Source organism: Thauera aromatica (assembly GCF_023093595.1).
Lineage (GTDB): Bacteria > Pseudomonadota > Gammaproteobacteria > Burkholderiales > Rhodocyclaceae > Thauera > Thauera aromatica_A.
Genome location: NZ_JALLIK010000079.1, coordinates 1 through 26460, shown reverse-complemented (window position 1 = coordinate 26460; position 26460 = coordinate 1). Strand labels below are relative to the sequence as shown.

Here is a 26460-nt window from a genome sequence, read left to right as displayed (position 1 = left end):
TTTTCTCCTCCGTTGTCGTGGTGTTGCCGGTGAAAGCTGGATGGGCATGGGAACGCGGATCGATATCGGATGAGGCGGTGCGTAGTCCGCTCCGCGACGGGGGCTGCCGCACCGGGCGCAGGGCGGGCGTGCCGTTTTCAGTCCGCTTGTCGCAGCCAGGCGCGCAGGGCGGAGGTGACGGCGGTGGGCTGCTCCATCGGCGCCATGTGGCCGCTGTCTTCGATCGGCACCAGCCGCGCCCGCGGGCGCAGGGCCTGCATCGCCTCGTGGCGGGACAAGGGGCTCCAGGCGTCCTGGCGGCCGCAGATCAGCATCACCGGGCAGGCCAGCGACGCGAACAGCGGGCGGGCGTCGGGGCGCCCGAGCAGGGCGGTGATCTGGGCCTGGAAGCGCTCTGGTGTGCTGCGTGCGATCATGTCAAGGATGGCCTCGAAGAGCGGGGTGCCGAGCCGCGCCGGATGGACCATGGCGCGCGCCCACGCCCGCCCCATCGTGCGCATCCCGGTGTCGCGGGCGAGTTGCAGCAGGCGCAGGCGCTGGTTGCGTTCGTGCGCGCCGGCCGCGCCCGCGGCGAGCGCTTCGAGCCCGCTGTCGAGGAGGGCAACGCGGGCGATGCGCTCCGGCGCCTGGCGTGCCACTTCGAGTGCGACACGGCCGCCCATCGAATGGCCGGCGAGCGCGAGCGGGCCGTCGGGGGCCTGAGCCAGCACCGCCCGCGCCATGCCGGCAAGGGAGTCGCAGTCGCCGTAGGTGGGCACGATGCAGCGCACGGTGGTGTCGAGAGCGGCGCACTGCGCGGACCAGACCGCGTCGTCGCACAACAGGCCGGGCAGCAAAATCAGCGTGGACATGGAGCGGACTCCTCCCCCTTGTGGGATCGCCTTGCGCGCGGGGCGGTGTCCCGGGACACGATCCCGCGCGGTCATGCCGGAGGCGGCAATGCGGGCACTGTAGGCGCGCGCCCGGAGCAATTCCGATGCCAAATCTTCCCGTCTTGATCGCGTTCAGTGAACACCTTGCGGCGGACCAGCGCCAGTGCGCGCCGGGCCGGACGCGCGTCATGGGGGCGGGCAGCGGAAGGCGCGGGGCCGGCGAGGCGGTGCGTTCCCCGGCAGGCGTTTGGCGGAATCGATCAAGTTTGGAAGATTCGGTATCGGGGCGGTAGCGACCCACGGCGTAAGCTTGGAAAAAACGGTGCCATCGCCCGATGGCGGACAACGGAGTGCCGCGGTTCGACCGTGGCCCGCACGACTGGAGGATGGGTTGCGATGAATCAAGCTGTTTTGGAGGGCGCCCGCGCGGCGCAGGCCGGTGCCGGCACCCGGGTCCTGAAAAGCGTCTGCCGTTCCTGTCATGGTGGCTGCGGGACGCTGCTCCACGTCAGGGACGGCGAGCTGATCAAGGTCGAGGGCGACCCCGACTCCCCGCTCAACCGCGGCCGGTTGTGCCCGATCGGCACCGTGACCCGCGACCTCGTCTACCACCCCGACCGCCTCAAATACCCGCTGCGCCGCCGCGGCAAGCGCGGCTCGGGGGAGTGGGACCGGATCAGCTGGGACGAGGCGCTGGACGAAATCTCCGAGCGCCTGCTGGCGATCCGCGCGCAGTACGGCGCGGAGTCGATCGCGCTCGGCACCGGCACCGGGCGCCACCACATCCGCTGGGTGTCGCGCTTCGGCAATGCGCTGGGCACGCCCAACTGGTGCGAGCCCGGCTTCGCCCAGTGCTTCCACCCCCGGGTCAACACCTGCATCCTGACCATGGGCGACTACCCGGTGTGCGACTTCACCGGCGACACTCCGGCACAGTGTGTCATGTACTGGGGGCACAACCCGGTGAACTCCGGCCCCGACGGCGAGACCCGCTTCAACGTGCGCGATTCGCTGGCGGCGGCCAAGCACGTCATCGTCGTCGACCCGCGCGAGACCGAGCTGGCGAAGCGCGCCGACCTGTGGCTGCAGCTGCGCCCCGGCACCGACGACGCCCTCGGCCTGGCGATGCTCAACGTCATCATCGGCGAGAAGCTCTACGACGAGCCGTTCGTGCGTGAATGGACCCACGGCTTCGACGAACTCGCCCGCCACGTCGCGCAATACACGCCGGAATGGGCCGAACCGATCACCTGGGTGGCGGCCGACAAGATCCGTGCCGCAGCGCGCCTCTTTGCGCGCACCAAGCCGGCGCTGCTGGAGTGGGGCTGTGCGATCGAGCATACGCCGAAGTGCATCCAGACCATCCGTGCGCTGTCGATGATCCCGGTGCTGACCAACAACATCGAGGTGCCCGGCGGCTGGGTGTTCGGCATGCACGGCATCGGCCGCTTCCCCAGCCTGATCGAGAAGCTCAGCCCCGAGGCCAACGCCAGGCGCCTGGGTGCGGACCGCTTCAAGATGCTCGCGGGCGAAGGCGCCGACCTGCCGGCGGCGCACATCCCGACCCTGCTCCAGGCCATGCGCGAAGGCAAGCCGTATCCGGTCAAGGCCTTCCTCGTGTTCGGCAACAATACCCTGACCACCTATGCCAACAGCTCGCTGGTGTACGAGTCGCTGATGAAGCTCGACTTCATGGTCAATGCCGACCTGTTCATGACGCCGACCGCCGAGCTGGCCGACATCGTGCTGCCCGCGGCGTCGTGGCCCGAGCTCGACCAGATCGCCGGCTTGCCGACCATCGCCGCCAATGTCGTCCTCGGCCAGCAGCGCGCGGTGCGCGTGCATGAGTGCAAGGCCGACGAAGAGATCTTCGTCGAGCTGGCGCGGCGGATGAAGCTCGACAGTTGCACCGAGCCGGTGCGCGACGTGCTCGACGCCCAGCTCAAAGGCCTCGGCCTCACGTTCCAGGAACTCACCGAGCGCGGCTTCGTGAATATCCCGATCAAGTACAGGAAGTACGAGGAAAAAGGCTTTCGCACGCCCACCGGGAAGATCGAGCTGTATTCCACCCGTATGGAGCAGATGGGCTATGCGCCGCTGCCCTATTACGAGGAGCCGCCGGAGAGCCCGCTCAGCGCCCCTGAGGTCGCCGGCGAGTATCCGCTGGTGCTGACCACCGGTGGGCGGATTCCGTTCTTCTTCAACTCCGAGCACCGCCAGATCGAACGGGTGCGCAAGGCGCGCCGCGAGCCGCGAGCCGAGATCCACCCCGATACCGCGGCTGCGTTGGGGATCGCGGACGGCGACTGGATGTGGGTCGAGACCCGGCGCGGGCGCATGAAGCAGCGCGCGAAGCTGACCACCGGGATCGATCCGCGGGTGATCAATGCCGAGCATGCGTGGTGGTTCCCCGAGGAAGACGGCCCGGAGTACGGCGTATGGAAGTCGAACGTCAACCTGCTCACCGACAACCAGCCGCCCTACGACCCGGCGATGGGGACCTACCAGTTGCGTGCGCTGCTGTGCCGGGTCGGCAAGGCCGACTGATCAACCCTCGTGCTGCCGCCCTCCGAGGGAGGGTGCAGCGCCGCTTACTTTTCCGATTCGATTCATGACCGACAACAACAGCTATGACCTCATCGTGGTGGGGGCGGGGCCGGGCGGCTATGTGGCGGCGATCCGCGCCGCCCAGCTCGGGATGAAGACCGCGGTGGTCGAGCGCGAGCACCTGGGCGGGATCTGCCTGAACTGGGGGTGCATCCCGACCAAGGCGCTGCTGCGCTCGGCCGAGGTCGGGCGCCTGGCGCGGCACGCCGCCGAGTACGGCGTGTCGGTGCCGGAGCCGAAGTTCGATCTCGAGCGCATCGTGCAGCGCTCGCGTGCGATCGCCGCCCAGCTCAATGGCGGCATCCGCCACCTGCTGAACAAGCACAAAGTCAGCGTCATCGAGGGCGAAGCCCGGCTGGCGGGCGTGGGTCGGGTGGCGGTGACCCGGGGCGGGGCGGACGCGGGCACCTACGCGGCGCCTCACCTCATCCTCGCCACCGGTGCACGCGCCCGCCAGCTGCCCGGGCTGGAAGACGACGGCAGGCTGGTGTGGACCTACCGCAAGGCGATGACCCCCGACGTGCTGCCGAAGTCGCTGCTGATCGTCGGCTCGGGGGCGATCGGCATCGAGTTCGCCAGTTTCTACCACGCCCTCGGCAGCCAGGTGACCGTGGTCGAAGTCATGGACCGCATCCTCCCGGTGGAGGACGAGGACATCTCGGCGCTGGCGCGCAAGTCCTTCGAGGACCAGGGCATGCGCATCCTCACCGGGGCGAAGGCGAGCATCGCGCGCAAGTCGGCCGAGCGCGTCACCGTCCGCATCGAGGCGGGCGGAGCGGCCGAGGAACTCACCGTGGACCGCGTCATCGTCGCTGTCGGCATCACCCCGAACACCGAAAATCTCGGCCTCGAGCACACCCGGGTGAGGCTCGAGCGCGGCCACATCGTCACCGACCCGCGGTGCCGCACCGACGAACCCGGCCTCTACGCGATCGGCGACGTCACCCGGCCGCCGTGGCTCGCGCACAAGGCGAGCCACGAGGCGATGATCTGCGTCGAGGCGATCGCCGGTCTCGCCGATGTTCATCCGCTGGAACTGCGCAACATCCCTGGCTGCACCTATTCCCACCCCCAGATCGCCTCCGTCGGCCTGACCGAGCGCAAGGCCCGCGAGCAGGGCCACGAAGTCCGGGTCGGGCGCTTTCCCTTCGTCGGCAACGGCAAGGCGATCGCTCTCGGCGAGCCTGAAGGGCTGGTGAAGACGGTGTTCGACGCCCGCTCCGGCGAGTTGCTCGGAGCGCACATGATCGGTGTCGAAGTTACCGAGCTGATTCAGGGCTACACCCTGGCGAGGACGCTGGAAGCGACCGAAGCCGAGCTGATCGCCACCGTGTTCCCCCACCCGACGCTGTCGGAAACGATGCACGAGGCGGTGCTCGCCGCCTACGGGCGGGCGATTCACGTCTGATTGCTGCGCGCCGGCAAGCGGGTCGCCGCGCGCCGACTGGCGTGAATGGTGATCGCCATACTGAATCTTGCTGCTCGAAGATTGAATCACTTGGCGATCGCCTGCCTGCCTAGAATGCCCTTGCCGATGCAGGCGAGCGCGGCACGAGCGCGGCGACACGCAGTCCATTTCCGAAAATCTTCGAGGGCGATTCATGAACGACCTGGTTTTCTCCGGCCTTGAGCTGACCGATCCCGGCCTGCTGCGCCAGCGCTGCTATGTCGATGGCGCGTGGGTGGCGGCCGATGGCGGGGCGACGCTGGCCGTATTCGACCCCGCGACCGGCGCCTGTCTGGGCAGCGTTCCCGATCTGGGGGTGGCCGAGACCCGGCGCGCGATCGAGGCCGCCGCTGCCGCCTTTCCGCAGTGGCAGGCGAAGCTGGCGAAGGAGCGCAGCGCGATCCTGCGGCGCTGGTACGAGCTGATCCTGGCGCACCAGGAAGACCTGGCGCGGATCATGACCGCCGAGCAGGGCAAGCCGCTGGCCGAGGCGCGCGGCGAGATCGCCTATGCCGCATCGTTCATCGAATGGTTCGCCGAGGAGGCCAGGCGCACCTACGGCGACACCATCCCGACCTACCAGGCCGACAAGCGCCTCGTCACCATCAAGCAGCCGGTCGGCGTGTGCGCCGCGGTCACGCCGTGGAACTTCCCCGCGGCGATGATCACGCGCAAGGCCGGGCCCGCGCTCGCCGCCGGGTGCACGATGATCGTCAAGCCGGCGACCGCGACGCCCTACTCGGCGCTCGCACTGGCCGAGCTGGCCGCGCGCGCGGGGGTGCCGAAAGGGGTGTTCAACGTCCTCACCGGCTCGCCGGCCCGGATCGTCGGCGAGCTGACGGCGAGCCCGGTGGTGCGCAAGCTCACCTTCACCGGCTCCACCGAGGTCGGCAAGGTGCTGATGCGCCAGTGCGCGGACACGGTCAAGAAAGTGTCGCTGGAGCTGGGCGGCAACGCCCCCTTCATCGTGTTCGAGGATGCCGATCTCGATGCGGCGGTCGACGGGGCGATGCTGTCGAAGTACCGCAACAGCGGACAGACCTGCGTGTGCACCAACCGGCTGCTCGTCCAGCGCACGGTCTATGACGACTTCGCCGCCCGCCTCAAGGAAAGGGTGGAAACGCTGAAGGTCGGCAACGGTTTCGAGGCCGGCGTCACCCAAGGGCCGCTGATCGACGCCGGTGCGGTGCGCAAGGTCGAAGAACACATCGCGGATGCCGTCGCCAAGGGCGCGAAGGTGCTCACCGGCGGGCGCCGCCTCTCCGATGAAGGGCTGTTCTTTTCGCCCACCGTGCTCACCGGGGTGACGTGCGCGATGAAGGTGGCGAGCGAGGAAACCTTCGGCCCGCTGGCGCCGCTGTTCGCGTTCGAGGACGAGGACGAGGCGATCCGCCTCGCCAACGACACCGAGTACGGGCTCGCCGCCTATTTCTACACCCGCGACCTGGGGCGCGCCTGGCGCGTGGCCGAGGCGCTCGAGTACGGCATGGTCGGCATCAATACCGGACACATCTCTACCGAGGTGGCGCCGTTCGGCGGCATCAAGGCGTCGGGGATCGGGCGCGAGGGGTCGCGCTACGGCATCGACGAGTACACCGAGATCAAGTACCTGGCGATGGGGGGGGTCGGCGCTTGCAACGCGATTCCGGCATGAGGCGAGGGCCGTACGGCCTGATCCGGGGAAGCAAAAAACGTCAAACGCGGCGCCAGCGCGCTGCACCGCCAGTGGCCGGGGGAGGTGTCATGAGCCGGATTCCAGTTTCCATCCTCAGTGGTTTTCTCGGCAGCGGCAAGACCACGCTGCTCAACCGCCTGCTGCGCCAGCCCGGGATGTCCGACACGGCGGTGATCGTCAACGAGTTCGGCGAGATCGGGCTCGATCACGAGCTGGTCGAGGCCGGCGACGGTTCGGTGGTGCTTCTGCCCAACGGCTGCGTGTGCTGCGCGGTGCGGGGCAGCTTCGTCCAGGCCCTGGATGATCTGCATCAGCGCCGTGCGCGGGGGGCGGTCACGCGCTTTGCGCGGGTCGTGGTGGAGACCTCCGGCCTGGCCGACCCCGGCCCCCTCATCCAGGCCCTGCTCGCCGAACCCTCGCTGCGTGCGCGCTACCGCTTCGATACGGTGACGGCGACGGTCGATGTGGTCAATGGCATGACCACCCTCGACACCCACCTGGAGGCGGCCAGGCAGCTCGCCGTCGCCGACCGCATCGTGCTGACCAAGCAGGACATGCTGCCCGACGCTGCTGCCGAAGCCACCGTGGCCGAGCTGACCCGGATGTTGCGCCAGGTCAATCCGGGGGCGACGCTCGGCACCGCCGCGGCGGCGATCGACGAGCTCGTCCGTGCCGCACCCTTCGATCCGGAACAGGGCGGGGAGATCGGGCGCTGGTTGCGCGATACCGCCTACCGGGGGCGGCAGGCATGCCGCCATGGGCGGCACAGCGGGCGGGTGCGCTCGTTCTGTGTCGTGCGCGACGAGGCGATCGACGAAGGCGCGCTCGCGCTCTTCCTGTCCGGGCTGGGCAAACATCTGGGGCCCCGGCTGCTGCGCCTGAAGGGCATCGTCCACGTCGCCCAGCGCCCGGATCGCCCCGCCGTCGTCCAGGGAGCGCAGGCCCTGCTGCACGAGCCGGCCTGGCTGGAGCGCTGGCCAGGGCCGGACCGGCGTACCCGGCTCGTCTTCATCACCCTCGACATCGAGCAGGACGAGATCGAGGACATGCTCGGCCTGATGGAGCGCATGCAGGCCCGCGCCCTCCTTGCCCGGGCGCGCGCCAGTGGCGGGCCGGCGCAGGCCGCGGCCTGAATTTCGAATCGAACCGATGCCGTCGTGCGCCGCTGCGCAGTGCCCGGCACCGGTGATTGAAAGGAACGGAAATGCCAAAAACAATCGATCTCCACTACCACGCCCCCTGGCAGGAAGTGGTCGCCACCGCCGACGACTGGGACCACCTGGGTTCGGCCACCGTGTTGCGGATGCTGCACCACCTGCACCTGGTGCGCGCCTTCGAGGAAACCGTGCTCGAACTCGACGGCGAAGGGCTGGTCCATGGCCCCGCCCACTCCAGCATCGGCCAGGACGGCGGCGCGGTGGGCGCGGTGTCGCTGCTGCGCTCCTCGGACCTGATCACCGGCTCGCACCGCGGCCACCACCAGTTCCTCGCCAAGTGCCTCGCCCATCTCGACCGCGGCGAGGCCGACCCGCGGCGCACGCCGCTGTCCGAGGGAGTCAGGACCATGCTCTACCGCGCGCTCGCCGAAATCCTCGGCCTTGCCGACGGTTACTGCCGCGGGCGGGGCGGTTCGATGCACCTGCGCTGGGCCGAGGCCGGCGCGCTCGGCACCAACGCCATCGTCGGCGGCGGCGTGCCGCTCGCCACCGGCGCCGCCTGGGCGTGCAAGCGCCGCGGCGCGGGCGATGTCGCGTTCACCTTCCTCGGCGACGGGGCGGTCAATATCGGCGCCGTGCCCGAATCGATGAACCTGGCCGCGCTGTGGTCGCTGCCGGTGTGCTTCTTCATCGAGAACAACGGCTACGCGGTGTCGACCAAGCTGAGCGAAGAAACACGCGAGACGCGGCTGTCCTCGCGCGGCGGCGCCTACGGCATTCCGGCGCTGCGCGTGGACGGGATGGACCCGGTGGCAGTGCGCGTGGCCACGCAGATGGCGCTGGATGCGATGCGTGCCGGGCAGGGGCCGTACATCATCGAGGCCGAGGTGTATCGCTACTTCCACCATGGCGGCGGCCTGCCGGGCAGCGCCTTCGGCTACCGGAGCAAGGACGAAGAGGCCGCCTGGCGCGCCCGCGACCCCCTCGCCTGCCTGGCCAGAGGCATGATCGAGCGCGACTGGCTGAGCGCCGACGAGGATGCCGCGCTGCGCGCAGGGGCGCGCGCCTGCATGGCTGAAATCGCCGCCCGGCTCACCGAAAAGGACGGCAGCAAGCGCCGCATCGTCCCTGTACTGTGGCCCCAGGCCACGTTCCGCGACGAGGGCGTGCGCGGCGACCTGGCCGAACTCGCCGGCGTCCGCTGCGAAGAACTGGAAACCGCGAGCGGCAAGGTGGGCGAGGTCAAGTTCATCGGCGCGGTGGCCGGGGTGATGGCGCGGCGGATGGAATGCGACGAGCGCATCTTCTGCCTCGGCGAGGACATCCACAAGCTCAACGGCGGCACCAACGGCGCGACCCGCGGGCTGGCGGCGCGCTTTCCGGACCGCATCGTGCCGACCCCGATCGCCGAGCAGGGCTTCGTCGGGCTGGCCGGCGGGGTGGCGATGGAAGGCCATTACCGCCCGGTGGTCGAGCTGATGTATGCCGATTTCGCCCTCGTCGCCGCCGACCCGCTGTTCAACCAGATCGGCAAGGCGCGCCATATGTTCGGCGGCGACATGGCGGTGCCGCTGGTGCTGCGCAGCAAGTGCGCGATCGGCACCGGCTACGGCTCCCAGCATTCGATGGACCCCGCCGGCCTCTATGCGATGTGGCCCGGGTGGCGGATCGTCGCCCCGTCGACCCCGTTCGACTACGTCGGTCTGATGAACAGCGCTCTCCAGTGCGATGACCCGGTGCTGGTGATCGAGCACGTCGGCCTGTACAACACCACCGCCCCCGGCCCGCTGGAGGATTTCGACTACTACATCCCGCTCGGCAAGGCGAAGGTGGTGCGTCCCGGCACGGCCTTTACCGTGCTGACCTACCTGGCGATGACCCCGCTTGCGGTGAAGGTCGCCGACGAGCTCGGCGTCGACGCCGAAGTGATCGACCTGCGCTCGCTCGATCGCGCCGGCATCGACTGGGAGACGATCGGTGACAGCGTGCGTAAGACCAACAACGTGGTCATCCTCGAACAAGGCTCGCTGACCGCGTCCTACGGCGCGCTGCTCGCCGACGAGGTGCAGCGCCGGCTGTTCGACCACCTTGACCAGCCGGTCAAGCGCATCCATGGCGGCGAGGCGGCGCCGAACGTCTCCAAGGTGCTCGAGCGCGCCGCCTTCGTCGGTGCCGATGAGGTGCGTGCCGGCTTCATCGCGATGATGGCCGACGCCGGTCGTCCGCTGGCGCAAACCGCACAGGCACTGGGCTAAGGAGGCGCGGCGATGTCTTCGAGTCTGAAAACCGCAGGGCTGCCCGGGCTGCGCGGCACCGACCACATCGGCTTCACCGTGCCGAATCTGGACGAGGCGGTCGATTTCTTCGTCGGGGTGATCGGCTGCGAGCCGTTCTACGAGCTGGGACCATTCGCCGCCGCCGACGACTGGATGGCCGCCCACCTCGATGTGCATCCGCGCGCGGTGATGAGACGGCTGAAGTTCCTGCGCTGCCGCCACGGGTCCAATTTCGAGCTGTTCGAATACGACGCTCCCGGCCAGAACCGCCGGCAACCGAGGAACAGCGACGTCGGCGGCCACCACCTTGCCTTTTATGTGGACGACATCGATGCCGCGCTCGCCCACCTGCGCGCCCACGGCGTGCGCATCCTCGGCGAACCGACGGTACGCACGAGCGGGCCGAATGCCGGCCAGACCTGGGTCTACTTCCTCGCGCCGTGGGGGATGCAGCTCGAACTGGTGAGCTTCCCGGACGGCAAGGGCTATGAGCGCGGCACCGAGCGGCGGCTGTGGCATCCGGCCCGGCCGGCGCAGTGAATCTTGAACACCGATCAGAGAGGCAATCATCGTGCCCGTTGAAATTCTCATGCCATCGACCGGAGCGTCGATGAGCGAAGGCAACATCTTGCGCTGGCTCAAGCAGGAAGGCGAAGCGGTCGAGCGCGGCGAAGCGCTGCTCGAGATCGAGACCGACAAGGCGGTGGTCGAGGCGGTTGCCCCGGCGCGCGGCATTCTCGGCAGGATCCTCGCGGCTGGAGGCAGTGAAGGCGTCCAGGTGGAGAGCGTGGTTGGGCTGATCGCCGTCGACGGCGAGGACCCGGCGGCCCTGGCCACGGCTGCGCGGACCGCTGCGGTGACGCCCGGTCCGGCACCCAGCCCGGCGCCCGCCGCGCCTGTGCCGGCCGTCACCGCGGCGGGTGGTGTGTCACCGGCCGCTGCGCACGAGCGGATTCCGGCTAGCCCGCTGGCGCGGCGCCTGGCCCGCGAAACGGGCGTCGACCTGGCTGCCGTGCGCGGCCGTGGGCCGCATGGCCGGGTGTTGCGCGCCGACGTCGAAAACGCTGCGCGGCAGGCTGCCGAGGCCCCGGCGCCGCTTGCCGCATTGGCGCCAGGCGGGACCGCACCGCTGCCGGCATCCACGGTGGCCGTGGCGGGAACGGCTGTGCCGCCGTCGGCCGGTGCCGTCTTCGAGGACATTCCGCATTCGGCGATGCGGCGGGTGATCGCTCAGCGCCTGGGAGAAGCCAAGCGCACCGTCCCGCACTTCTATCTGAGCATCGATTGCGCGGTCGATGCGCTGCTCGCATTGCGCGCGCAGCTCAACGCCCAGTTCGACGGCAACAAGCTGTCGGTCAACGATTTCGTCGTCAAGGCGGTGGCGCTCGCCCTGCGGCGCGTCCCCGGGTGCAATGCGGCATGGACGGAAACGGCGATCCGCCGCTTCGCCGCGGTCGACGTCGCGGTGGCGGTGGCTACGCCGGGCGGGCTGATCACCCCCATCGTGCGCCATGCCGACGACAAGGGCCTGGGCGGCCTTTCCGCCGAACTCAAGGCGCTCGCCGGGCGCGCCCGGGAAGGGCGGCTCAAGCCCGAGGAGTACCAGGGCGGCGGGTTCACCGTCTCCAACCTGGGCATGCACGGCATCCGCGAGTTCGCCGCGATCGTCAATCCACCGCAGGCCTGCATCCTTGCGGTGGGCGCCTGCGAGCCGCGCCCGGTGGTGCGCGACGGCCGCCTCGCGGTGGCGACCCTGATGAGCTGCACCCTGTCGGTCGATCATCGCGTGGTCGATGGCGCCCAGGCGGCGGAATTCCTGGCGGAATTCCGCCGCCTGATCGAAAATCCGCTCGCGATCCTGGTGTAGCGGGGGTCGCCCACCGCGCCCGGCGGCGTGCCGGCGCGCGGTGCCGGGGACGCCCGCGCATGCCGACAAGGGAATCAGGGAATTTGCCAGGATGAAGCTGAGCCAGCTGCAACATTTGATCGCGGTCGCCGAAGCGGGCACCGTCCGCCAGGCCGCGAAGGTGCTGTTCCTGTCGCAGTCGTCGGTGACGAAGAGCATCCACCAGCTCGAGGAGTCGTTGGGCGTCGAGCTGTTCCACCGCGGCTCCCACGGGGTCACCCCCACCGCCGCCGGGCGTGCCCTGATCGCCCGCGCCAAGGTCGTCGAGGCCGAGTTGCGCGAGGCCCGCAACGACATCGATTCGATCGTGGGGGCGGGGACCGGCGAGCTCAGGATCAGCATTTCGCCGACCGTCTCCGTCGGCCTGGCGCCGCAGGCGGTGATCGAATTCAAACGCTCGCGGCCGCGGGTCTCGGTCCAGATCCAGGAGGGCGTCTATCCCGACGTGCTGCAGTCGGTGCGCACCGGCGATGTCGATTTCGCGATCTGCCTGATGCCCGAGCGGCCACGCGACGAGGGGCTGTCGTGCGAGCTGCTGCTGCCCGACCGGGTGACTCCGGCGGTGCGCGCGAGCCACCCGCTGGCGTCGTCGCGGAAGAAGCTGATGGACCTGGTCAACGCCGACTGGGTGATCTACCGCCTCGGCCGCAGCGGCCGCGACGTCTTCGAGCAGACCTTCCTCGCCTCGGGCCTCAAGCCGCCTTCGAGTACGATCGACTGCGCCTCGTTCGCCGCCACTCTGACCCTGGTCGAGCGCGGCGACTACATCACCCTGGTGCCGAAGCGGTTGTTCGCCGACAAGGCCGCTGCGCGCTGGGGGATCGTGCCCCTCGTCATGGAGTCGCCGATGCCGGCATGGAACATCGCGGTGTTTTATCGCGCGGAGCACGAACTGTCGCCGGTGTGCCTCGCCTTCCTCCACGAGCTGCGGACCGCCGCCACCGATATCCTGACCCGCCAGTCGGGCTGAGGCAGGGCCGCGCGCGTCGCCGCGGGCAATTCGATCTCGGGTTGGATTGATCGCTTGTGTCGATCGGCGCTGAATGCGGCGATGCCGTCTGTTATGTTCCTGTCAAGACAGACGCATCTTTGAGGATGATCGGCGATGAGCGGAAAAACAGTGAGGAGGTCGCCGTGGTCGCGGTGCGGCTGATCGAAAAAGCCGCCGATGCCGCGTCGCTGCAGCCGGTAATCGTGCCCCAGCCCTATCCCCGCCTCAGTCACGGGCACTGCATCGTCGAGGTCAGGAGCGCCGGGGTCAATCCGAGCGACGCGAAGGCCGCGCTCGGGCTGATGCCTCATGCGGTGTGGCCGCGGACGCCGGGTCGGGACTACGCGGGCGTCATCGTCGGCGGCCCTTCCCACCTGGTCGGCATGGAAGTGTGGGGTAGCGGCGGCGATCTCGGCATCGTGCGCGACGGCAGCCACGCCCGTTACCTGGTGATCGACGCCGACGCGGTCAGCATCAAGCCGGCCGCGCTGAGTATGCGCGAAGCCGGCGCCGTCGGCGTGCCGTTCGTCACCGCCTACGAAGGCTTGCGGCGGGCCGGGCTGCCGGCTGCAGGAGAAGTCGTGCTGGTGATGGGCGGCAACGGCAAGGTCGGCCAGGCCGCCATCCAGCTCGCCGCCCAGCGCGGCGCCCGCGTGTTCGCGGTCAACCGCCGCGGCGAAGCGTATGCCGGCCATGCCTGCGCACCGGTCGAGTTGATCGATGCCGACCGCGGCGACATCGCCGGGCAGATGCGCGAACGCACCGCCGGGCGGGGCGCCGACATCGTCTTCAACACCGTGGGCAGCCCCTATTTCGCCGCCGCCAATCAGGCGATGGCAATCGGCGCGCGCCAGATCCTGATCTCGACCCTCGACCGCGCCGTACCCTTCGACATCTTCCAGTTTTACCGCGGGCGGCACACCTACGTCGGCATCGACTCGCTCGCCCTCGACAGCATCGCCTGCGCGCGCATCCTCGACGAACTGGCCCCCGGCTTCGCCGCCGGAACGCTCCAGCCCTTCGCGACGCCGCCGGATGCCGTCTATCCGCGCGAGCGCGCCGTCGATGCCTATCGGGCGGTGCTCGGCGGGGCACGTCAACGGCTGGTGCTCGAAGGGTGAGATTCCACCTGATGCACTCATGAGGCGCAAACCCGGCAAGGGCTGCAACAAGCGCAATGCCCAGGGATCTGCTACATTAAGCGTTAACGTTTTTTTTAAAGAGCGCCGTCATGAGCTTTGCTTCCCGAGACGTTGTACCGATCAGCGAGGCCCGCGCTCGCCTGACCGAGCTATCCGATGAAGTGGTGGCCGGCGCGGAGAAACTACTGACCAAGAACGGCGCAGCCTACGTTGCCATCGTCGATGCCAGGAGGCTCGATTACTACCATGCGCTGGAAGAGGAACACGCCAGCCTAGTGCTGTTGACCGAGGCCGAAGCGGGGCTGCGTGAGATTCTGGCAGGGCATCGCGTATCGAATGCCGACCTCCTGAAGGGGGTGTCCTGAAGTCATGGCGTTACCTGCTAACGCCCTTGTCGAGGCTGCACCGAACTTCCAGATCAGCCTGGAAGCCGCTCTCCGGTTTTTCCAGGTTCAAGATGCCGACAGTGCCGGCGCTCGATCCGCCAGGCTGAAGGCCGACCTCCGCGAGATGATCGCGGCGCTGGCATGGTCTCCCGCGAGCGGTCGGCCCGCGCGATTTCTGTCGGCAAGGTCTGCACAAGCGAAGCTGAAGGTCGATGCCGTTCAGCAACTGGCAGCGCAGGCCGGCTTGCCACACCTGCGGGAGTACGTTGTCGGCCAGCACATCGTGCTTTATGCACACTCCGAAACCGATGTGGTGCTTTTGGCAATCAAGCATCAGCGGCAGTTGGTGTATTCAGGAGAGTCCTGAGCTGCCTATGCGGCAGTGATTTCCTCGATCCCCTGGCCGACCCCGACCCCGACCCCGACCCTCACCCGCCCTGGCTGCGCACCCAGCGCACGATCTCTCTCGCGCCCATCGCCCCGGCCTGGCGCGCGATTTCGCGCCCGCCCCGGAACAGCGCGAGGGTCGGGATGCTGCGGATAGCGAAGCGGGCGGCGAGGGTCTGCTCTGCGTCGGTGTCGACCTTGGCCAGCCGGACCCGGGGTTCGAGCTGGCCGGCGGCCTGGGCGAAGGCGGGGGCCATCGTGCGGCAGGGGCCGCACCAGGGCGCCCAGAAGTCGACCAGGAGGGGAATGTCGCTGCGCGTGAGGTGGCGCTCGAAGCGTGCACTGTCGAGCTCGACCGGACTGGCGGTGAACAGCGGGCGCTTGCACTGGCCGCAGGCGGGGGCGTCGGTGAGGCGGGCGGCGGGGATGCGGTTGACGGCATCGCAGTGCGGGCAGACCAGATGCAGGGAGTCGGACATGGTGCGCTTCCGGGAAAATCAGGTGTTGCTCATATAGGGGCGCTTCGACCCGCTTCAAGCACGTCCGCTGCCGGGGCGGGAGGCGCCGCCGCCTTGCGCCGGCGGGCCGTCGATCGGGGTGCTGGCGCGGGTACAATCGGGCGCTTCTCCTCCGTGGAAGAAGTCCTCCCGTGACTCCGAAACGTCGCCTCTACCGTGGCCGCGACCCTGCCCGCGCGCACAGCATCGCCGAGCTGCGGGCGATGGCGGCGCGCCGGTTGCCGAACTTCTGCTTCGAATACCTCGAGGGCGGCGCCGACGACGAGCTCACCCTCGCACACAACCGCCGCGCCTTCGACGAACTGCTGCTGCTGCCGCGCACCCTGGTCGATGTTTCGGGCTGCGAGCTGGCGGTGCCGCTGTTCGGCGAGCCCATCGCGATGCCGGCGGTGATCGCGCCCACCGGCTTCAATGGCCTGCTCACCCACGAAGGCGACCGCCTGCTTGCCGAGGCGGCGCGCGCGGCGGGGATCCCGTTCTGCCAGAGCATGGTGTCAACGCTGGCGCTGGAGGAGATCGCCGCCACCGGGGTGCGCCACTGGATGCAGATCTACCCGTTCAACGACCGCGCCAATCTCGACGCGCTGCTCCGGCGCGCCGAGCGTGCCGGGGTGGAGGCGATCGTGCTGACCACCGACGCCGCGGTGTTCGGCAACCGCGAATGGGACCGCCGCAACTACCGCGCGCCGATGAGGCTGTCCGTGCGCAACCTGATCGACGTCGCCTTCCATCCGCGCTGGGTGGCCGACGTGCTGGTGCCGCACGGCGTGCCGCGCTTTCGCAACCTGGGCGATGCGTTGCCGCCGGGCCAGGACAGCGCGCGCAATGCTGCGACCTTCCTCGCCGCGCAGATGGACCCTTCGCTCACCTGGGACGAGGTGCGCCGGCTGCGCCAGCAGTGGCCGCGCAAGCTGCTGGTGAAGGGGGTGCTGCTGGCCGAGGATGCGCTGTGCGCCCAGGCGGCGGGTGCCGACGGCGTGATCGTCAGCAACCACGGCGGGCGCCAGCTCGACACTGCGCCGGCGCCAATCGCGCAGCTGGCGGGGGTGCGCGCGGCGGTGGGGGCGGAAATGACGGTGATCGTCGATAGCGGCCTGCGCCGCGGCAGCGACTTCGTCAAGGCGCGCGCACTGGGGGCGGATGCGGCGATGTCGGGGCGGGCGACGCTGTACGGCCTGGCCGCCGCCGGCGGGGCCGGGGCGGCACGCGCGCTGGAGATCCTGCGCAGCGAAATGGCGCGCACCCTGGGGCTGATCGGCTGCCCGCAGATGGCGGCGGTCGATGCCCGCTTCGTCGGCTCGGTGGAGCGGGGTGCCTGGCCCGCTCGGGGGCACGGGAAATTTGTCACGACATGAAGGAGATGCGTGCATGCGGCCCCGGGATATCCAGTAGACTGGTTCCAGTCAACGACCGGAAAGAGGTCTGAATGCCGCTGAGACGATGGCACATCATTGCGATTGTCAGTGTTCCAGTCCTGCTTTCGCTGGTGTTGGTGCTGGTCGTTTTGCGCGGCCTGCTCGATGACTGGGCCTATGCGCGCTGGAGCGAGGACCACGGCAGCCTGGCCGCGGCGCTGGCCGCGGGCGTGGACCGGGACATCGGTTTCGCGGTCGATCAGCTGCGCCTCGCCGCCAGCGCGCCGGAGTTCGGCCATCTGGCCGAACGTGCCCGCATCGACCCGGCGATCAACGGCCTGCCCGAGCCGCTCGACGAGGGCAAGCGTCGTATTCTCGAACAGTTGCGGGCCCAGGGCGCGTTCTCGGTGCTGTTCGTGCTCACCCCCGAAGGGGAGCATTACCTCGCCCACCCTTTTTCCGTGCAGCGCGGGCTGAAGCAGCACAGCCTGGCCGACCGGCCGTATTTCCAGCAGGCCCGCAACACCGGCGAACTGGTCATCTCGGACAGTTTCGTCGGCGCCGACGGCGTGCCGGCGGTGGCGTTCGATCTTCCCGTACGTGATGCACGGGGGACGATCATCCTGCACCTGGGCGGAGTGATGCACCTGGAGCGCTTGTCCCGGTTCCTCGCCCGCGACCGGATCGATCCGTTCGGAATGGCGGTGCTGGTCGATCGGCGGGGAACGCCGATCGCCCATAGCGATCCGGTGCGCCTGGCGCAGGGGCGGCTGCCGGCGCTGACCGCCCATCCCCGCTTCAATGTCGCGGCGGGGTGGGATGCGACGGATCTCTTCCTGCCGTTCGGTGGCGGGGTGGCGCATGCGGCGGATCTGGAACGGCATGCGCCGGTCCGCTTCATGCGCCTGGTCGATGCCGAACGGACCGCCTGGGGGGCGTTCGACGCCGAGCTGGCGAGCGGCTGGCGGCTGTTCCTGTTCCAGCACGACCAGCAAGTTTATGACCAGATCGCGGCGCACGTATGGAGCACGGCCGGGCTGTTCGCCGCGGTGGTGGTGCTGACCGGCCTGCTCGGACTGGCCATGGCGTTGCGTTTCGGCCGGGGCTGGCAGCAGGCCGAGCAGGCGCTCAGCGAAGCCAACCTGCTGCTCGAGCAGCGCGTCCGCCAGCGGGCGGTGGCGCTGCGCGACTCGGAAGCCCGCTACCGGACCCTGTTCGAGTCGACCGGGGAAGCCATCCTCGTCATCGACAGCGGCACCATCGTCGATTGCAACCCGGCGGCGGTCCGCATGTTCGGCGCGCATGACCGGGACGAGCTCGTCGGGGTGCATCCGGGGCAGCTGTCGCCCGAGCTGCAGGCGAACGGCGAGAGTTCCCTGACCGCGGCGAACCGGTACATCGTGCAGGCCTTCGAAGGTGGCAAGCCGTCGTTCGAGTGGACGCACCGAAGGGTCGACGACGGCCGGCTGTTCATCACCGACATCCGCCTCAGCCGCACCGAACTCGACGGCCGCCTCCTGGTGCAGGCGAGGCTGCAGGACGTCACCGAGCGCAAGCAGGCCGAAGCCCGCCTCGAACTGGCGGCGAGCGTGTTCAGCCATGCCCGCGAAGGCATCACCATCACCGACGCCGAAGGCGGCATTCTCGACGTCAATGACGCCTTCACCCGCATCACCGGCTACGAGCGTGACGAAGTCCTCGGCAAGAACCCGCGCATCCTCCAGTCCGGGCTGCATGAACCGGCGTTCTACGCGGGGATGTGGCGCGACCTGAACGAGAACAGGTTCTGGGAGGGCGAGGTCTGGAACCGACGCAAATCGGGGGAGGTGTTTCCCGAATTGCTGACCATCTCGGCCGTGACCCGGGCCGATGGGCAGCTCCAGCACTACGTTGCGGTGTTTTCCGACATCTCGCGGCAGAAGGAAAGCGAGGCCCGGCTGGAGCACCTGGCGTATTTCGACGAGCTGACCGGCCTCCCCAACCGCAGCCTGCTCGCGGACCGCCTCGATCAGGCGATGGCGCATGCGCGGCGGACGAGCGCGCGAGTGGTGCTCGCCTATATCGACCTGGACGGCTTCAAGGCGGTCAACGACGCCTACGGGCACGAGACCGGCGACCGCGTGCTGAGCGAGATCGCGACCCGGCTGAAGGCCTGCGTGCGCGAGCAGGACACGGTCGCCCGCCTCGGTGGCGACGAGTTCGCCGCGGTGCTGACCGAACAGCTTCCGGGAGAGAGCGGTCACGCCGTGCTCCAGCGCCTGCTCGGCGCCATTGCCGAGCCGGTCGAGATCGACCACCGGATGCTGAGGGTGTCGGGCAGCATCGGCACCACCTCTTACCCCCAGCGCGAGGAAGTCGATCCCGACCAGCTCCTGCGCCAGGCCGATCAGGCCATGTACCAGGCCAAGCTTGCCGGCAAGAACCGCTACCACGCCTTCGACGTGGATGCGGACGACCGCCAGCGCATCCGCCATGGGCATCTCGACCGGATCGGCGAGGGACTGCAGCGCGGTGAATTCGTGCTCTATTACCAGCCCAAGGTCAATATGCGCAGCGGTGTGGTACTCGGCGCCGAAGCCCTGATCCGCTGGCAGCACCCTGAGCACGGCCTGTTGCCGCCAGCAGCGTTCCTGCCGCACCTTGTCCAGCATCCGCTCGAAGTCGAGCTCGGGCGCTGGGTGATCAAAGCCGCGCTGACCCAGATCGAGCGCTGGCAGGCCCAGGGCCGGCTGCTCGCGGTCAGCGTCAATGTTGCCGGCCATCATCTGCAGCAGGTGGATTTCATCGACGAACTGACCGCGCTGCTGGCGGCCCACTCCGGGGTGCCGGCCGGCGCGCTGGAGCTCGAAGTGCTCGAGAGCTCGGCGCTCGAAGACATCGAGCACGTCTCCCGGGTCATCGACGAATGCGCCCGGCTCGGCGTGCGCTTCGCGATCGACGATTTCGGCACCGGTTATTCCTCGCTCACCTACCTCAAGCAGCTCTCCGCCGGGACACTGAAGATCGACCAGAGTTTCGTCCGCGACATGCTCGACGATCCGGACGATCTCGCCATCCTGGAGGGGGTGATGGGGCTGGCCGGCGCGTTCCACCGCGAGGCCGTGGCCGAGGGGGTGGAAACGGAAGCGCACGGGCGGATGCTGCTGCAGCTGGGGTGCGAGCTGGCACAGGGCTATGCCATCGCCCGCCCGATGCCGGCCGAGGACGTTCTGCCCTGGGTGTCCCGCTGGCGGCCGGCGCCGACCTGGGTGCGGACGCTGCGCCTGCCTCCGGAGGCGTTGCCGGGGCTGTACGCGTGCGTCGAGCATCGCGCCTGGGTGGCGCGCATCGAGGCTTATCTGGCCGGTGCCGATGACACGCCGCCGGTCCTGGCCGCGCACCAGTGCCGTTTCGGAAAATGGCTGGATGCGCAGCCCGGCAGCGGCGATTGGCCGCGGGCGCTTGAAGAGATCGGTGCGCTGCATGGCGACATCCACACCCTGGGCGATACCCTCGTGGCACTGCATGCCGGCGGTCGCGCCGACGAGGCGCGTGCCGGGCTGGAACAGCTGCATCATCTGCGCGACCGCCTGCTCGCGGCGGTCGAGGCGCTGCCCGTCCGGACGGCCTGACGGGCGTGCGGGAAGGGGCGGGCGGCGAGGGCGGTGCCGCCCGCAGCCCCTGCTCCGGCGGTCGACACGTCCCTGCAACATGCGGAGCCCACCATCCCCGGGCTTCTTTTTTTTGCGGGGATGGTCTCGATGGCATCGGTTCGCGTTGGTCGCGGTTTCGTCGCACGCGCCCTGGGCGGGGTGGGCAATGGCACTTGGCGGCTGCCGCTGGCGCTGACGCTGGGTATCGCGCTGTCGATCGTGGCAGTGGCGGGGTGGTTGGTCGGCGAACAGCGGCTGGCACGCGTCGACTCCGCGCAGGCTGCGACGGCCCTCCCTTCGCGGGAAATCGCGTTGGCGATGACGGGGCATGTCGCCGGACTTCTCGGCGAAGCCGGGGCAACGGTTCCGCCCGCTCCGGCGGCGCTGGCGCTTTCGGGGCCGCCGCTGCTCGCGGCGCTGAGCATGGCGCTGCTGGTGGCGGTGCTGTGGCTGGCGCTCGTCCTGCGCCGCGAGGAAGCGCGCTTGCACGCGCTCAACGAAGGGGCGCGGCGCGGGCGCGAGCAGATGGTGCTGCTCGAGGGCGAGAAAAAACGTGCCGTCGAGGCGGCGGCCTGCGACCACCTCACCGGGCTGGTCAACCGCAGGGTGTTCAATGAACTGGGGCAGAAGCACCTGCGGCAGGCGCGCTGGAACGCGCGCCACTATGCGCTGCTGTATCTCGACCTCGACCGTTTCAAGGGCGTCAACGACTCGCTCGGGCATCACGTCGGGGATCTGCTGCTGCAGGCGGTCGCGGCGCGGCTGAGGAAGGCGCTGCGCGCTTCGGACGTGATCGCGCGCATGGGCGGAGATGAATTCGCCATCTTGCTGACCGAGCTTTCGGATGTCGCCGATGCCGAACGGCTTGCCGCCAAGCTCGTGGATGCGATCGGCCAGCCCTGCACCGACCTCGACGGTCACGACCTGCAAGTGGGCACCAGCATCGGGATCGCCGTCTTTCCGCGCGACGGCGTCGATGTCGGCACCCTGTGCCGCAACGCCGACGCGGCGATGTACGAATCCAAGCGCGCGGGCGGCGCCCGCTTCACTTTTTACGACAACTCCCTCAACCGCGCCGGCGACTGGCTGTTCAGCCTCGAGCAGCGCCTGCCGCGGGCGATCGCCGAAGGAGAGCTGGTGCTGCACTTCCAGCCCAAGGTGCGGCTGTCGGATTTTCGCATCGTCGGCCTGGAGGCGCTGGTGCGCTGGCAACACCCCGAGCACGGGCTGATCTTCCCGAAGGACTTCGTCGCGCTTGCCGAGGAGACCGGCCAGATCGTCGAACTGGGCAAGTGGGTCGTGCGTGCCTGCATCCGGCAACAGGCCGCCTGGCGCGCCGAGGGGCTGGCGCTGGTGCCGGTCGCGTTCAACGTTTCCGCCCGCCAGCTGAAGGACGATCACCTATGCGCCTTCATCCGGGACGAGCTCGAGGCGCACGCGCTCGAAGGCCGGCTGCTCGAAGCGGAGATCACCGAAACCGGGCTGGTGGAATCGGTCGAGCAGGCCGGCCGGGTGCTGGCCGCACTCGAAGGCCTCGGCCTGTCGATCGCCCTCGACGACTTCGGCAGCGGCTTCTCCAACCTGAACTACATCCGCTCGATGCCGATCGGGACGATCAAGATCGACCGCGCCTTCGTGTGTGACATCCGCAACCGCCCCAGCGACGCGGTGATCGTCGAGTCGATCGTCGCTCTGGCGCACAAGCTGGGCCTGTGCGTGGTCGCCGAAGGGGTCGAGACGCTCGAGCAGATCGTCCATCTGAAGACTGCACGGTGCGACGTCGTGCAGGGCTACTACCTCAGCCGCCCGGTGCCGGCCGCGGCCGCCTGCGAGCTGGTCCGCGGCGCCTATGTGAAGCAGGGCTGAGCGCGCCCGGGGCGTCAGGGGGTGCCGGCCGGGGGACCGCAGTTTCCCAGCCGGCGGCCGATTTCCTCGGCGCAGGCCTTGACCCGGGTCGCCGTGTCGCCGTCCCACTCGGGGTCGAAGCTGCCCGCCGGCCCCATCGCGGTGATCGCCAGGGCGAGACCGCCGGTTGCATTGAACACCGGAGCGCAGAAGGCGTTGATGCCGGGAATCGGATTGCCCAGCGCGCGTGCCAGGCGCTGGCGGCGGACTTCGCCGAGCACTTCGTCGGCATGGCGCTGGGACAGGCGCAGGGCGGGCTGGTCGGCGGCGGCGAAGCGGCTGAGTTCGTCCTGCACCAGCGGGCGGATGATGCGCTCGGGGAGGAAGGCGGCGAACACGCGCCCGGTGGCCGACAGCAGCAGCGGCGTCATCACCGTGCCGGGGCGCATGTTGACGTGGATCTGCTTGCGGCACTCCTCGATGTGCACGATGGTGGGGCCGAGGTTGCCCCACACCGCGATCGCCACGTTGAGCTCGATGTCGTCGGCGAGCTTCGCCACTTCGGGCATCGCCGCCTTCAGCGGATCGAGCGCATGCAGCGCGGTGAGGCCGATCTGGAGCGCGAACGGACCCAGCGCGTAGCGTCCGCTGTGGGCATCCTGTTCGATCAAGCCGAGCTTGCCGAAGCTGACCAGGTAGGGGTGGGCCTTCGCCGGCGGCATCCCGGCTTCGCGGGCGAGATCCTTCAGCATCATCGGCCTGGGGTTGCGTACCAGCGCCTGGAGCAGTGCGCCGCCCACTTCGATCGACTGGATGCCGCGACGGTCGGCGCGTTCGCTCGCGGGCGCATCCGTGCCCGGTGCCTCCGCCATGTCGTCTGCCTGTGGTCCGGTGCGCTTGCTTTCCGCCATCGTCTTCTCCCAATCGCGCGGATATTAACGTGAAGCCGCCCGCACTGCGCGGCGGCCCGGGGCAATGATGGCTTGTTCGGACGAATTTAACAATATCGAACGTATTGACCATAAGCGAACTCGTGCTTATGATCTGCCCATCGCCCGACCCACAACGGAGAAACCGACATGAGCACTAAGCAATTCGCCTCCCAGGCCGACCTCGAGGAAAAGCAGATCAGCTGGGAAAAACTCTCGGACAACGCCTACGCCTACACTGCCGAGGGCGACCCCAACACCGGCGTCATCATCGGCGACGACGGCGTGATGATCATCGACGCCACCGCCACCCCGGTGGCGGCGCAGGGCGTGATCGCCAAGGTGCGCGAACTCACCGACCTGCCGATCAAGTACGTCGTCCTCACCCACTACCATGCGGTGCGCGTGCTCGGCGCCTCGGGCTACAAGGACGAAGGCCTCGAGCAGATCATCGCCAGCCAGGACACCCGGGACCTGATCGTCGAGCGCGGCCAGCAGGACATGGATTCGGAGATCGGCCGCTTCCCGCGTTTGTTCCAGGCGGTCGAGAGCGTGCCCGGCCTGACCTGGCCGACGATGACCTTCCAGGGCGAGATGACGCTGTGGCTGGGCAAGCTGGAAGTGAAGATCAAGCAGCTCGGGCGTGGCCACACCAAGGGCGACACCATCGTCTATCTTCCCGCCCAGGACATCTGCTTCTCCGGCGACCTGGTCGAGGCCGACGCCGCCTGCTACACCGGCGATGCCTACCTTGCCGACTGGCCGCAGACGCTGGACCGCCTGGCGGCGATGAACTTCGCCAAGCTCGTCCCCGGCCGCGGCCCGGCGCTGGTGACGCCGGACAAGGTCCGGGCCGGACTGGCCTACACCCGCGACTTCGTGACCACGCTGTACCGCAGCGCACAGGAAGCGGTGGCGATGGGCTATGACCTGAAGGCGGCGATGGCCCACACGCGCAAGAACATGGACCCGAAGTTCGGCCAGGTCTTCATCTACGAGCACTGCCTGCCGTTCGACGTCACTCGCGCCCATGACGAGGCCGGCGGCATCCGCGACCCGCGCATCTGGACTGCCGAGCGCGATCAGCAGATGTGGCACGCACTGCAGCAGTAAGGCCCGGGGGCAGCCTGCCCCGGCAGCGCTGGTAACAGCGGGCCGCGCTTGCGCGCGGCGCAGGACTCCGGCCCGGCGCACTCCAGGGTCAGCGGCCGGAGCGAATCAATGATTGGAGGAGACCCCCGTGCTGAGCACGTTCAAATACCCGAAATTCGAATACGTCCGCCCCCCCGAGATCGCCGAGGGGCGCGACGGCCATTACCCGGTGGTGATCGTCGGCGCCGGCCCGGTGGGCCTGGCCGCGGCGATCGACCTTGCCCAGCAGGGCCAGCGCGTGCTGCTGCTCGACAACGACGACACCGTGTCGATCGGCTCGCGCGGGGTGTGCTACGCCAAGCGCGCGCTCGAAGTGCTCGACCGCCTCGGCTGCGGCGATGAAATGGTGGCCAAGGGGGTGTCGTGGAACGTCGGCCGCACCTTCTTCCGTGAAGAGGAAGTGTTCAGTTTCGACCTCTGCCCGCAGCCCGATCATCACCGCCCGGGGATGATCAACCTGCAGCAGTATTACCTCGAAGACTACCTGGTGAAGCGCGCCCGCCAGCTGCCCAACCTGGAAATCCGCTTCAAGAACAACGTCATCGGCGTGACCCCGGCGGCGGAGCAGGCCACGCTGCGCGTCGAGACGCCCGACGGCGCCTACACGCTGTCCACCGACTGGCTGGTGGTGGCCGACGGTGCGCGCAGCCCGATCCGCCACATGCTGGGGCTGGACATCGAAGGCAAGGTCTTCTACGACCGCTTCCTGATCGCCGACGTGGTGATGAAGGCGGAGTACCCGACGGAGCGCTGGTTCTGGTTCGACCCGCCCTTCCACCCCAACCAGTCGGTGCTGCTCCACCGCCAGGCCGACAATGTCTGGCGGATCGACTTCCAGCTCGGCTGGCAGGCCGACCCGGAAGAGGAGAAGAAGCCCGAGAACGTGATTCCGCGGATCAAGGCGATGCTCGGCGGCAACGGAAATGAGGACCGCGAGTTCGAGCTCGAGTGGGTCAGCGTGTACACCTTCCAGTGCCGCCGCATGAACCGCTTCAACCACGGCCGCGTGCTCTTCGTCGGCGACGCCGCGCACCAGGTCTCGCCCTTCGGTGCGCGCGGCGCCAACTCCGGCATCCAGGACACCGACAACCTGATGTGGAAGCTCAAGCTGGTGATCGACGGCAAGGCGCCGGCCACCCTGCTCGACAGCTACAGCGAGGAGCGCGTCTTCGCCGCCGACGAGAACATCATGAACTCGACCCGCTCGACCGACTTCATCACCCCCAAGAGCACGGTCAGCAAGACCTTCCGCAACGCCGTGCTGGGCCTCGCCGAGCACTTTCCGTTCGCGCGCGCGCTGGTCAATTCCGGCCGCCTGTCGGTGCCCAGCTTCCTCACCGAGTCGCCCCTGAACACGCCCGACGGTGAGCCCTTCGCCGGCGACATGGTGCCCGGCGCGCCGCTCGACGACGCCCCGGTCGACGGTGCAGAGGCCGGCCGGCCGTGGCTCCTCCAGGCGCTGGGGAACCGCTTCCAGCTGTTGTATTACGTGGCCGACGCTGCGGCGCTCGAGCCGGCCACGGTCGACGCGCTGCACGGCCTGAACGAAGGCGCGATTCCGATCGAGCCGATCGTGGTCGCGGCGCGCGGCGCGGCGCCGGCCGGGCTGCGCACCCTGACCGATGTCAAGGGCCGGATCCGCGACCGCTACGACCTGCAGCCGGGCACCGCCTACCTGGTCCGCCCCGACCAGCACGTCGCCGCGCGCTGGCGCGCGTTCGACCCCGCGAAGGTGCGCGCCGCCCTCGCCCGTGCCACCTGCAACGCATAAAGGAGACCGCGATGGCCCTGAATACCCAGCCCAACCTGTTCGAACCCGGCAAGCGCTATTTCCGTGCGTTTTCCCCCGGCGACGATTTCTACGAAGCGCTGATCGAAACCCACCGCGACCTCGGCGACGAGCAGAGCGCGATGGTCAACGCGCGCCTGATCCTGCTGCTGGCGAACCACATCGGCGACATTTCGGTGTTGCGCGAGGCGCTGCGGATCGCCCGCGAAGGCGCCTGAAGCGCCCCTGACGAGAACGGGAGAGACGGCCATGCCGGCCCAGAAGATCCACCATGCGGACGGCCGCTACAAGGAGATGTTCAAGTGAAACTCGCCACCCTCAAGCACGGCGGCCGCGACGGCACCCTGGTCGTCGTCAGCCGCGACCTCACCCGCTGCCGCGCGGTGCCGGCGAT

General features: G+C 68.9%; 21 protein-coding genes. 18 read left to right on the top strand and 3 right to left on the bottom strand.

Annotated features, from left to right (window positions below; translation table 11 throughout):
- Positions 1 to 137: 137 nt before the first annotated feature.
- Positions 138 to 851: an alpha/beta fold hydrolase gene (locus MXC99_RS03055; protein WP_247724131.1), complete on the bottom strand. Its 714-nt coding sequence runs from the start codon at positions 849 to 851 to the stop codon at positions 138 to 140.
- Positions 852 to 1268: 417 nt separating this feature from the next.
- Between MXC99_RS03055 and MXC99_RS03050 the strand changes: the two genes are divergently transcribed.
- From MXC99_RS03050 to MXC99_RS03000, 11 genes are all read left to right on the top strand, one after another.
- The gene (locus MXC99_RS03050; RefSeq protein ID WP_247724130.1) at positions 1269 to 3419 is read left to right on the top strand and encodes a molybdopterin-containing oxidoreductase family protein; all 2151 of its coding nucleotides are present in this window, start codon (positions 1269 to 1271) and stop codon (positions 3417 to 3419) included.
- 64 nt (positions 3420 to 3483) lie between these two features.
- Positions 3484 to 4887, top strand: a complete 1404-nt coding sequence (lpdA, locus tag MXC99_RS03045; RefSeq protein ID WP_247724129.1) for a dihydrolipoyl dehydrogenase — start codon at positions 3484 to 3486, stop codon at positions 4885 to 4887.
- 193 nt (positions 4888 to 5080) lie between these two features.
- Positions 5081 to 6580, top strand: a complete 1500-nt coding sequence (locus MXC99_RS03040) for an NAD-dependent succinate-semialdehyde dehydrogenase (protein ID WP_247724128.1) — start codon at positions 5081 to 5083, stop codon at positions 6578 to 6580.
- 89 nt (positions 6581 to 6669) lie between these two features.
- Positions 6670 to 7734 (top strand): CobW family GTP-binding protein, encoded by a 1065-nt coding sequence (locus tag MXC99_RS03035; protein WP_247724127.1) that lies wholly within the window; start codon positions 6670 to 6672, stop codon positions 7732 to 7734.
- A gap of 71 nt (positions 7735 to 7805) precedes the next feature.
- Positions 7806 to 10013, top strand: coding sequence for an alpha-ketoacid dehydrogenase subunit alpha/beta (locus MXC99_RS03030; RefSeq protein WP_247724126.1), 2208 nt, complete (start codon positions 7806 to 7808; stop codon positions 10011 to 10013).
- A 12-nt stretch (positions 10014 to 10025) separates the two neighbouring features.
- Entirely contained in the window at positions 10026 to 10574 is a 549-nt protein-coding gene (locus MXC99_RS03025; protein WP_247724125.1) for a VOC family protein, read from the top strand.
- 49 nt (positions 10575 to 10623) lie between these two features.
- The gene (locus MXC99_RS03020; RefSeq protein WP_282100124.1) at positions 10624 to 11901 is read left to right on the top strand and encodes a pyruvate dehydrogenase complex dihydrolipoamide acetyltransferase; all 1278 of its coding nucleotides are present in this window, start codon (positions 10624 to 10626) and stop codon (positions 11899 to 11901) included.
- Positions 11902 to 11992: 91 nt separating this feature from the next.
- Positions 11993 to 12910 carry a LysR family transcriptional regulator gene (locus MXC99_RS03015; RefSeq protein ID WP_247724123.1) on the top strand — a complete coding sequence of 306 codons (918 nt, stop codon included), beginning with the start codon at positions 11993 to 11995 and terminating at the stop codon, positions 12908 to 12910.
- A gap of 125 nt (positions 12911 to 13035) precedes the next feature.
- Entirely contained in the window at positions 13036 to 14052 is a 1017-nt protein-coding gene (locus tag MXC99_RS03010) for a quinone oxidoreductase family protein (protein ID WP_247724122.1), read from the top strand.
- Positions 14053 to 14162: 110 nt separating this feature from the next.
- Entirely contained in the window at positions 14163 to 14438 is a 276-nt protein-coding gene (locus MXC99_RS03005; RefSeq protein ID WP_247724121.1) for a type II toxin-antitoxin system Phd/YefM family antitoxin, read from the top strand.
- A 4-nt stretch (positions 14439 to 14442) separates the two neighbouring features.
- Entirely contained in the window at positions 14443 to 14826 is a 384-nt protein-coding gene (locus tag MXC99_RS03000; RefSeq protein WP_247724120.1) for a type II toxin-antitoxin system RelE/ParE family toxin, read from the top strand.
- Positions 14827 to 14887: 61 nt separating this feature from the next.
- Here MXC99_RS03000 and trxC read toward each other — a convergent pair whose 3' ends face one another.
- Complete coding sequence (trxC, locus tag MXC99_RS02995; protein ID WP_247724119.1) at positions 14888 to 15325, bottom strand: thioredoxin TrxC; 438 nt, start codon at positions 15323 to 15325, stop codon at positions 14888 to 14890.
- A gap of 170 nt (positions 15326 to 15495) precedes the next feature.
- Between trxC and MXC99_RS02990 the strand changes: the two genes are divergently transcribed.
- The 3 genes from MXC99_RS02990 to MXC99_RS02980 all read left to right on the top strand — a co-directional run bounded on the left by MXC99_RS02990 (position 15496) and on the right by MXC99_RS02980 (position 22217).
- Entirely contained in the window at positions 15496 to 16719 is a 1224-nt protein-coding gene (locus MXC99_RS02990; RefSeq protein ID WP_247724118.1) for an alpha-hydroxy acid oxidase, read from the top strand.
- A gap of 71 nt (positions 16720 to 16790) precedes the next feature.
- Positions 16791 to 20330 (top strand): EAL domain-containing protein, encoded by a 3540-nt coding sequence (locus MXC99_RS02985; protein ID WP_247724117.1) that lies wholly within the window; start codon positions 16791 to 16793, stop codon positions 20328 to 20330.
- A 129-nt stretch (positions 20331 to 20459) separates the two neighbouring features.
- Positions 20460 to 22217, top strand: a complete 1758-nt coding sequence (locus tag MXC99_RS02980) for a putative bifunctional diguanylate cyclase/phosphodiesterase (RefSeq protein ID WP_247724116.1) — start codon at positions 20460 to 20462, stop codon at positions 22215 to 22217.
- A 14-nt stretch (positions 22218 to 22231) separates the two neighbouring features.
- Here MXC99_RS02980 and MXC99_RS02975 read toward each other — a convergent pair whose 3' ends face one another.
- Positions 22232 to 23068 (bottom strand): IclR family transcriptional regulator, encoded by an 837-nt coding sequence (locus MXC99_RS02975; RefSeq protein WP_247724143.1) that lies wholly within the window; start codon positions 23066 to 23068, stop codon positions 22232 to 22234.
- A gap of 207 nt (positions 23069 to 23275) precedes the next feature.
- Between MXC99_RS02975 and MXC99_RS02970 the strand changes: the two genes are divergently transcribed.
- The 4 genes from MXC99_RS02970 to MXC99_RS02955 form a co-directional block, all read left to right on the top strand.
- On the top strand, positions 23276 to 24238 hold the full coding sequence (locus MXC99_RS02970) for an MBL fold metallo-hydrolase (protein WP_247724115.1): 963 nt from the start codon (positions 23276 to 23278) through the stop codon (positions 24236 to 24238).
- 127 nt (positions 24239 to 24365) lie between these two features.
- Entirely contained in the window at positions 24366 to 26048 is a 1683-nt protein-coding gene (locus MXC99_RS02965; RefSeq protein WP_247724114.1) for an FAD-dependent oxidoreductase, read from the top strand.
- A gap of 11 nt (positions 26049 to 26059) precedes the next feature.
- Entirely contained in the window at positions 26060 to 26284 is a 225-nt protein-coding gene (locus MXC99_RS02960) for a DUF2783 domain-containing protein (protein ID WP_247724113.1), read from the top strand.
- 84 nt (positions 26285 to 26368) lie between these two features.
- The coding region (locus MXC99_RS02955) for a hypothetical protein (RefSeq protein ID WP_247723906.1) at positions 26369 to 26460 on the top strand (92 nt) is incomplete at its 3' end.